Annotated in this window: 6 protein-coding genes; 5 read left to right on the forward strand and 1 reads right to left on the reverse strand. The window is 69.8% G+C overall.

Annotation, left to right across the window (positions count from 1 at the left end; genetic code table 11):
* Window positions 1-1,250: 1,250 nt before the first annotated feature.
* The gene (locus ACFV9H_RS31815) at window positions 1,251-2,030 is read right to left on the reverse strand and encodes a hypothetical protein (protein ID WP_385405064.1); all 780 of its coding nucleotides are present in this window, start codon (window positions 2,028-2,030) and stop codon (window positions 1,251-1,253) included.
* Window positions 2,031-2,537: 507 nt separating this feature from the next.
* On the opposite strand from ACFV9H_RS31815, the gene ACFV9H_RS31820 reads away from it, so the two are divergent.
* The 5 genes from ACFV9H_RS31820 to ACFV9H_RS31840 all read left to right on the forward strand — a co-directional run bounded on the left by ACFV9H_RS31820 (window position 2,538) and on the right by ACFV9H_RS31840 (window position 8,451).
* A complete protein-coding gene (locus ACFV9H_RS31820; protein ID WP_385405067.1) occupies window positions 2,538-3,515 on the forward strand; it encodes a DNA-binding protein in 978 nt (325 codons plus the stop codon).
* A 119-nt stretch (window positions 3,516-3,634) separates the two neighbouring features.
* Entirely contained in the window at window positions 3,635-4,471 is an 837-nt protein-coding gene (locus ACFV9H_RS31825) for a TnsA-like heteromeric transposase endonuclease subunit (protein WP_385405069.1), read from the forward strand.
* A complete protein-coding gene (locus ACFV9H_RS31830) occupies window positions 4,468-6,384 on the forward strand; it encodes a Mu transposase C-terminal domain-containing protein (RefSeq protein ID WP_385405071.1) in 1,917 nt (638 codons plus the stop codon). The genes ACFV9H_RS31825 and ACFV9H_RS31830 overlap by 4 nt, the downstream gene beginning before the upstream one ends.
* 524 nt (window positions 6,385-6,908) lie before the next feature.
* On the forward strand, window positions 6,909-8,018 hold the full coding sequence (locus tag ACFV9H_RS31835; protein ID WP_385405120.1) for a DUF6192 family protein: 1,110 nt from the start codon (window positions 6,909-6,911) through the stop codon (window positions 8,016-8,018).
* 4 nt (window positions 8,019-8,022) lie between these two features.
* Entirely contained in the window at window positions 8,023-8,451 is a 429-nt protein-coding gene (locus tag ACFV9H_RS31840; RefSeq protein ID WP_385405073.1) for a RacP protein, read from the forward strand.
* Window positions 8,452-8,570 lie beyond the last annotated feature (119 nt).

The raw sequence follows: 8,570 nt of genomic DNA on the forward strand, positions 1-8,570 counted from the left end.
TGTCTGTTTTGTTTATGAGACAGGGGTCCCACAGCGCTGCGCGCTGTGCCAACGAACCACCTCGCTTCGCTCGGTGGGGCTCGGCTTCGCCGAGCCAGGGCCGGCCCTTCGGGCCGGAGTCCTTCGCTTCGCTCCGGACGGGTTCGGTTCCGCTGCGCTCCACCGAACAGCCCGCTGCGCGGGTCTGAGTGACCCCGTTTCACGGGGTCGGGGCCTTCGGCCCGTTGGGTGTCCGCTTCGCTCCCACACCGGGCCTTTCGGCTTCGCCTCCAGGCCCCCGCCCGCTCCGCGGACAGTCGGCAGCAGTGAGGGCTGGCTCGCCCCCTGCCCTCTCTGCGGCCGTAGTCCCGCTATCGCGGGGCAGTCACCACAAGGGCGGTCAGGCAGGGCGAGTCTGTTCAGCCTGTGGCCCCTCGGGGCCCTGTCCCTTCAGCGCGACCGTCAGGTGCCGCATGGACTCGGGAGCACACCCGATCAACACCACAGAGTCGCCATCTCGGCACTCGGCCACCTGCCAGCCCCACTGAACCAACCGGGAATCCGTGCGCGCTCTTGGCCTGACGCGAACCACTTCCAACCGATCCACCGGGATCCTGCCTCGATGAAGCTCCGCAAACTCTGTCGGCGTGACATGAAGCGAGGAAAGCGTGGCCCACAGGAAGACCAAAGACGTACCCCGACAGTACGGACGGTCGCCCAGAACGCAGGCAGCGAAACCCACCTCCGCCCCCGCCGCGAAGCCCCGAGCCTGCCTCTTGGTCCTCCGACGCTCATGACCCCACGTCAGCAGACCTCCAACACCTAACTCCAGCAGCACACCCAACACAGCCCGCCCCCTCAGTCCAGTCTCGTCGCCCGCAATCGAAACAGGCGAAACACAACACCGCACTCCTCCCCAAGGACGAGTGCATCTGAGCAGCAGCGAACAACGGCGGGGCCAACAGCCCGCGTGACCGCAGCCGCGGTGGGATGGTCTCGAACATCACCAGAGGACTGCGAGTGCGGGTGCTTCAAAATGGAGCTCAGCTTGAAACTGGATCACATGGCATCCGCCTCCTCAGGGCCGGAAGTCAGTCCAGATGTCGCGGACCAGTGAAACCGCGCAATGCTCAACCAACCTGCGCAGTCGAATCCCTGCCTGCGGTCGCGGTAGTCGATGCCGACCCTCATGATCCTCCGCCGAACAATGAGCCTGGTCGCCGACCTTCTGTACGGCCTGGTGCCCGTCCGCCGGCGAGTGCCAGCGGACGTCACGATCCAGGCAGGTTGATGAGGTACCCGTCGCGGGAGTCCCCACGCATGGAGCGCGCCAGCTCGGAGACGTATCGTGCCTGGGCGGCGGACAGCCGTCGCGCCTCCCACAGCAACGCCGCGGCGTCCACGGCCTCCGGGCCCGGAGGCCGTGGCACCTCACCCACAAAGACGCCCGTCAGTGCGCCCAGTTCGACGGCGTCGATGCCCAGCAGGGCCGCAAAGTCCGTCACCAAGCGGGGCGTCAGTTCCTTGCGACCAGCGCCAATCACACCGTAAGTGGCCGCCGACAGGTAAGTGGGCGTCACGACCGCCAGGGTCTTCGCCATGCCCGTCCAGTCCAGATTGCGGTACCGGAGCATACGGATGACGCAATCGCCCGGACCGCCGGTGAGGGGTCCGAGCCGCTTCGGGGCGAAACGGGAACTCCGCTCCTCCTGCGGCAGTGCCCGGATGAGCTGCAGGAGTTCACGCCGTCCCGCCGCCGGCAGGTGCACCGCATCCATCACGACGTACGGCACCCACCGCCCGGCCGCGGCGTCCAACGGCGCCATATCGTCCGGCACCGCCAGCCCCGCGAGAATGAACAGATCCACGGAGCGGAAACCCAGCGCAGTCGCCAGCCGTCGGAGCAACCCCTCACCGGGCGGCTCCCCCGCGAGCACCGCTCGCACCTCAACTGCGGTCAACCCGGCCCGGTCGGCCAGCTCCTCCACACCCAGCTCTCTACGATCCAGCAACAACGCCAACATCGCGCCGAAACCAAGGTGCTCCGTCATCCCCGCAGCCTAGCCACAAGCCCACGCAAGGCGTCCCGCCGAGGTGTCGCCCAGCCGCCTCTCGGGCAGCCAAGGGGCATGATCACGCACGTAGCCATCCGCGAGATCGGCGAACCTCGGGCAGGGGTCCTCCGCGTGGCTCCCCTCAGTGGAGAATTGACCTGGTCCTTGATGTGCCGGATCGCTGCCGGCTACGGCCAGGAACCCGGCTGTCTGCTTGGCCATTGGCAGTGGAAGAACCATCAGCCCCGACACCCCGGCGGGGTGCTTCGCGCGGACGCGGAGGTACTGCTCGATACGGCCGGCCGAGCCACGCTGACAGGGCTGTGCAGGGCCGGCGAAGAGACGCTCAGACGGGCTCTGCCGTCCTGGGGACACGAGGATGAGGAACTCTCAGGACAAGACGCGACGGGCACGCCCAAGGCATTCTGGCGCGTCGGTGGAGCGGTCGTAGGGCCGGTGGCATTCGGCTGCCGGCTGTGCGCAGCACGGCGTACCGGACAGGCCGTGCGCGTGGTCCGCTACGCCGAACGCTGGGAGCGGGCGTGCTGGCGGCACGGGCGGTGGCTGCTGGACGCGGACGCCGACCAGCCCCTGGAGAACCTCGATCTGTGTGGGAGTCCCGAGGTCGTCGCGGCGCAGCAGCGGTGGGTCAAGGTGGAGCGTCGTGCTCGGCAGGCGGGGGTGGAGGCGGCCGGGGTATTCGGTCTCGCGCGGGCGGTGGTGTGCCGGTGGTGGGAGCACTCCCTGCAGTGGGAGCAGGAACGGATCTGGCCCCATCGTCTGAAGCAGGTCGTGGGGAACGACGTCGGTGGTGACGTCGACCGGTGGCGGGCGGTCGGGCGGGACGCAGTGGTCTTCCCCGAGGTGGTCGCCGTGGCCGGTGCTCTGCTGGATCCGGCCGTCGAAGAGCTGGTGTGGGCCGACAGCGGTGGGGGACGCCCTCGACCACTGCCCAGGGACGGTCAATTCGACCGCCGCCTCGGAGAACTGATGGGACGCCCCTGGCTGGGTCCCCTGATCGCGACAGACGGTGGCCCACTGATCGCGTGGAAGGCTGCCGTCATCCGCCGACGACGGCATACCGGAGTTGATCCCTACGACGCCGGGCCGTGGCGGGTCAGGGCTGATCAGCAGCCGCCCACCATGGCCGCCCTGCTGCGTGAACAGACCAGAGAGAAGTCCGCAGGCGGCTCCGGTACGAACTGGCGCTCCACCGTGCCGCCCGAGCAACGCATGCTCATCACCAACCTCATCGACACCGCACAAGAGGAGCTGCTGCAGCTGCGCGGCGCGCACCGGGGCCGCACCGCCGACGCCGCCCGCCTCCTCCTGCAGCGGCTCAGCCACTCCATCGACCTCCTCGACCAAGCCCTCCAGGAGACCGCGCTCGCAGCGGTGAACGCCGGCGTCGCACTGCACGACGTCGAGCAGTGGGTAGGGCTCGATACCGACACCCACCCCACAGACGAGGTCGACGAATAGACGCGGCGGTCCGAAGGGGGCGTGGCGTGGCGGGCTTCGGTACCGCATCTGACGCTCCTCTCGGAGCAGAATGGCCAAACCGGGCAAAACTGTCGGCGAGGGGCAGTTGACTCAGCCGCGTGACAGGCACGTCAAGGGCCGGCGGTGCGGAGCAGCTCGCGGGTACAGGGACCGGGTTCGAGGTGTCGTTCGCCGGGTTCGGCGGGCAGGCCGTGCAGCAGCGGTGGGTGGACGCGGCGGTGACCGTCGCGTTCGAGGAGCTTGGACCGGTCTCGGCGTTCCCGGTGGTTCCCGGCAGACGGTGGGGGCCAGGGCTGTGGTGGTCGGCAACCACCGGTCGGCACGTGGCTTCCGGGTCGAACGCGATGCGCGCGCAGCTGATGCTCCTGGACCGCGACCCGGACGTCGTGGGCCTGGCCGGGCGGCCCCTGCGGCTGATGTGGCACGACACACAGGGCCGGGTGCGGTCGTGGACGCCGCAGCTGTTCGCACGGCGTGCGGACGGGACCGCCCTGCTCGCCGACTGCCCCAGCCACACCGAGGCGGGTGGGGAACGGGCCCTGGCGGCCGCCGTGATGATGGAACGGGCATGCGAGCAGGTCGGGTGGAGCTACCAGCGCCTGGAACCGCTCGATGCTGTGCTGGCGGCCAACCTGCGATGGCTGGCCGGCTACCGGCACCCCCGCAACCAGATCCGCCCCGCCCTCACCGCCGCCGTCCTGGAAGCCTTCGCACAGCCACGGCCGCTGATCGAAGGCGTCGAAGCCGTCGGCGACCCGATCGAAGTCCTCCCCGCCGCCTTCCACGCGCTGTGGCATGGGCACCTGAGCGTTCCGCTGGACAGGCCGCTGCACGAGCGGGTCCTGGTCCAGCCCGGCATCCTTCCGCCATCCGAGGCCGTCACACTCGCGGGCCCGCGCTACGAGACCGGCGGCCGGTTCCGGGAGGTGCCGTGACAGCGCCACGAAGCGGACGGCCCGTCGTAGCGGTCGGCGCGTACATCCACTTCGACGGCGCTCGATGGCAGGTCGTGGCGCTCGCGGGGCAGCGCGTGCACCTGGCGGGAAAGGACGGGCGCAGCGCGGTGGTCCTCTCCGGGCACCTGTTCGCCGACCCTGATTTCAAGCTGGCAGGAGAGCAGGCCGAACAGGCACGGCCAGTGCCGCAGTGGGGGCTGTTCGAGACGGCCCCCGCCGCAGCCCGGGAGAAGGCGCTGGCCTGGCAGAGGCACATCCGCGAAGTCGAGTGCGGGCAGCCCGGCGGGCCGGACAGCGGCGGAATGGTCCGGGCGCAGTACGACCCCGCCCGGCGGACGCTGGCCGAGCGAGAGCAGGCCAAGGCCGCCGAGCTCACCGCACTGGGCTTCGCCAAGGTGTCCCGGACGACGGTCCAGCGCATGCGCCTGGCCTACCGCAAGCAGGGCCTGTGGGGGCTGATCGACCACCGCAGCACCCGCGGACCCGCTCCTGCTGGACGGCAAGACGAACGGGTAGCAGCAGCGGTAATGGAGGCACTGCACCGGCAGAGACGCCGGTCCAAGGGCACCATCAACGCCCTGTTCCCCCTCGTCCTACAGATCCTCGAAGACCGGCACGGGCCCGGCACCGTGCCCGCACCGTCGCAGGCCACCCTCTACCGGCTCGTCCACCAGCTCGCCCACCCCGCCGACCTCCCCGGCCGCCCGGTGCGCACCCCGCCCATCACGAGCGACGGGCGCGGGTTCACCCCGACCGTGGCTCTGCGGCCCGGAGAGCAGGTCCAGATCGACACCACCCGCCTCGACGTCCTGGCCGTCTTCGACGACGGCACCATCGGCCGCCCCGAACTCACCATCGCCGTCGACGTCGCCACCCGCGCGATCCTCGCCGCCGTGCTCTGCCCAAGCAGTACCCAAGCCGTCGACGCAGCCCTGCTCCTCGCGGACATGGCCGTCCCCCACCCGGCCCGCCCCAGCTGGCCCGACGCCCTGCGCTTCGCCCACAGCTCACTGTTCCCGCACGAGCGGCTGCTGACGCTCGACGAACGCCTGGAAGCCGCAGCCGCGCGGCCGGCCGTCGTACCGGAGACGATCGTCACCGACCGCGGGAACGTCTACCTGTCGAAGGCGTTCACCGCCGCGTGCGAAACCCTCGGGATCAGCGTCCAGACATCCCCGCCGTACGCGCCGACCGCAAAAGGCATCGTGGAGCGGACCTTCGGCACCATCAACGACCTGTACTGCCAGCACCTGCCCGGCTACACCGGGCCGGACGTCACCCGCCGCGGCCCCGAGGCCGAAGCTGAAGCCCGCTACACCGTCCCGCAACTCCAGGACCTCCTCGACGAGTGGCTCGTCCACTGGCACCACCGCCCCCACGAAGGCCTGCGCCACCCCGCCCTACCGAAGGCCGCACTCACGCCGAACCAGATGTGGGCCGCCCTCATCGCGGTCGCCGGCTATGTCCCTGTGCCGCTCACCGGCGGCGACTACCTGGAGCTGCTGCCGGTGCGCTGGCAGGCCATCACCGAACGCGGAATCCGCCTGCATCACCGCACCTACGACCACGACCTCCTCGGCCCCTACCGCGGCCAGTCCTCCCCCATCACCACAAGAGGAGGGAAATGGGAAGTCCACCACAACCCCCGCGACGCACGGCAGATCTGGGTACGCCTGCCCGACGGGGAGCTGGCCGAGATCTCCTGGATCCACCGCGACCACGTCCACCGCCCGTTCAACGAACGGACCTGGCAGCTCGTCCGCGCCCAAGCCGTACGCCACCCGGATCCCGACCAGCACGAAGCCGACCTCGCCGACACCCTCAACCAGCTCATGCGCCGGGCAGACGAAGGAAGCGCCACGCGCACCGAGCACCGCCTCCTCAGTACCTGATCCATATCCCGGATGTTGAGGTGTCTGGAGCTCTAGCCTGTAGTGGTGTCTGAGCGGTCGGGGCAGCCCGCAGAGCGGGTGTGCGGGGGTTGCGGTGACCGGCTGGGGCCGGCCTCACGGTCGGACGCGTTGTTCTGCTCGACGACATGTCGTGCCAGGTCGTGGCGGCGGGAGCGCCGGTTGCGGCGGCGGGTGCAGGCGGAGTTGAGTGGGTCGGGCAGGGTGGTGTGTCCCGTGTGCGGGACGGCCTGGGTAGCGGGTGTGGATCGGCGTTCGGACGCCGTGTTCTGCTCGCGGCGGTGCCTGATGAGGGATTGGCGCTCCCGAAGCGAATCGTTCGTCGAACGGTCACAGTGACCGCTGCGCGAACGCATCCGAATCGAATTCTCGGTCAGATTCTGGCTCTTGTGGTCGATCATTGCGATCTCTCCCGGGCGGGTCCGAGCCTCGGTTGTGAGAGCGGGCCGTGTTCTGTCACGGTCGAGGGGCTGTGCCCCGGCCCGCCGCGGGTGGTGATCGTTGCCATGACCCAAGAAATCGAGAAGATCGGCAGTGTCGGGCTCGACCGATACACCGAGATCGTTACCGAGCTGCGGAAGCTCGTGGAGACCATCGGCCAAGCCCAGTTCGCCGTCGGGGACTACGCATTGGAGATCGAACCGATGCGTGCGTTCCGGCAGCCGGAGCCCAGCGAGGAGATGTTCACGGTTCGGGACTCGTTGCTCCGGCTTGCCGAGGACATCGGCCTGTCCTACTCGGTCGTGAAGAACGCCCGCTGGGCGGCGTCGAAGTGGCCCAAGGACCGGCGCCAGCCGGAGGTGTCGTTCACGATCCACCGGATCCTGGGCAGTATCGAGGACGAGGAGGAGAGGTTCGCCGCTGTCCTGACCCCGCCTGAGGGCAAGGCCCGGTGGTCGGTCGACGACGCGAGGCGGAGGGTCGGCTGGAGGGTGGAGAATCCGGTCACGCCGGAGGAGAAAGTGTCCGCGATCCATGACCTGGCCCGGGACGAGGCGGTCGCGGCGACGGTGACCTCGGACCTCCTGCGCAGGCCGTCGGTGGTCTCCCAGGTTACCGGGCAGGACCGGATCAGGGCGGCGGAGGAGCTGATCCGTGACGACCAGGTCGCCGCGGCCGTGGTCCCGGACGTTCTGCGTCGTCCGTCCGTGGTCTCCCAGGTCACCCCGGAGCAGAGGACGCGCGTCGTCGAGGAGCTGACCCGCGACGACCAGGTCGCAGCCAGGGTGACCGCTGGTCTGCTGCGCCGTCCGGATGTTGCCTTCCGAGCGATGTCGGATGACCGGGCCCGCCACGAGGTTAACCACGCCCAGGTCGAACGCGGCCGTCAGGCCCGTGAGGACTTCGAGCGGACCAGCCCCGTCGCGCCGGCGGTGAAGCGGATCGACCGGACGGTGGAGTTCCTGGACCTGGTCACCGCCTGCCACGCCTTCGTCGCGGCCTGCGGCCGGGCCGTCCCGGGTCTGCGGGACCGGCAGCTGTCCGACGACGAGAAGGTGATCATCCACGAGAACATCGCCCGCTCACGGGCGACGCTTGACTGGGTTGAGACGGCCGTGGACACCGGGAAGGTCGACGTCGACGGCGAGATCGCCCGCCTGTTGCAGGGCGAGTAGTGGGATGCCGCGCGGTTCGACGCGCCGGTCGCCCGCCGCGCAGAGGCACGCCGACACGGTCCGGTTCGTGCTCTTCGAAGCACGGCCGGCAGGTCTGGCCTTCAAGCAGCTGGTCAGGTCGAGTGAGCTCTCACCGCATCAGGCCCGCGCGGGCCTGGCCTGTCTGCGGGACACCATCGCCGAACAGGGCTGGCCGCCGCTGATCTGGACGAGGCCGGACGGCTACAAGTTCTGCTCCGACCCGACCGAGCTGCAGGCCTATGAGGTCGCGGTCATCCGCGAAAAGCTCACCGAGATCCGCCGGTTCATCACCGGCGTCGTCGCACCGCACACCGTCCTACAGCCCAAGGGGCGCTGGGTCCGGCACCTGAATACCCAGCTCAACTCTGTCGAGTCCACGCTCGACGTGATCGCTGACTACATCGACGCATGACCTCGGTGGGGCGGGGGGCGGGGGGGGCGGGGCCCCCCCCCCCCCGGAGGGGGGGGGCGGGGGCCGCGGGCCCCGCGGCCCCCCGACGGGAAAAACAAAAAAGGAGCGGGCCCGCCCCC

It is taken from the genome of Streptomyces sp. NPDC059874, from assembly GCF_042731135.1.
Lineage (GTDB): Bacteria > Actinomycetota > Actinomycetes > Streptomycetales > Streptomycetaceae > Streptomyces.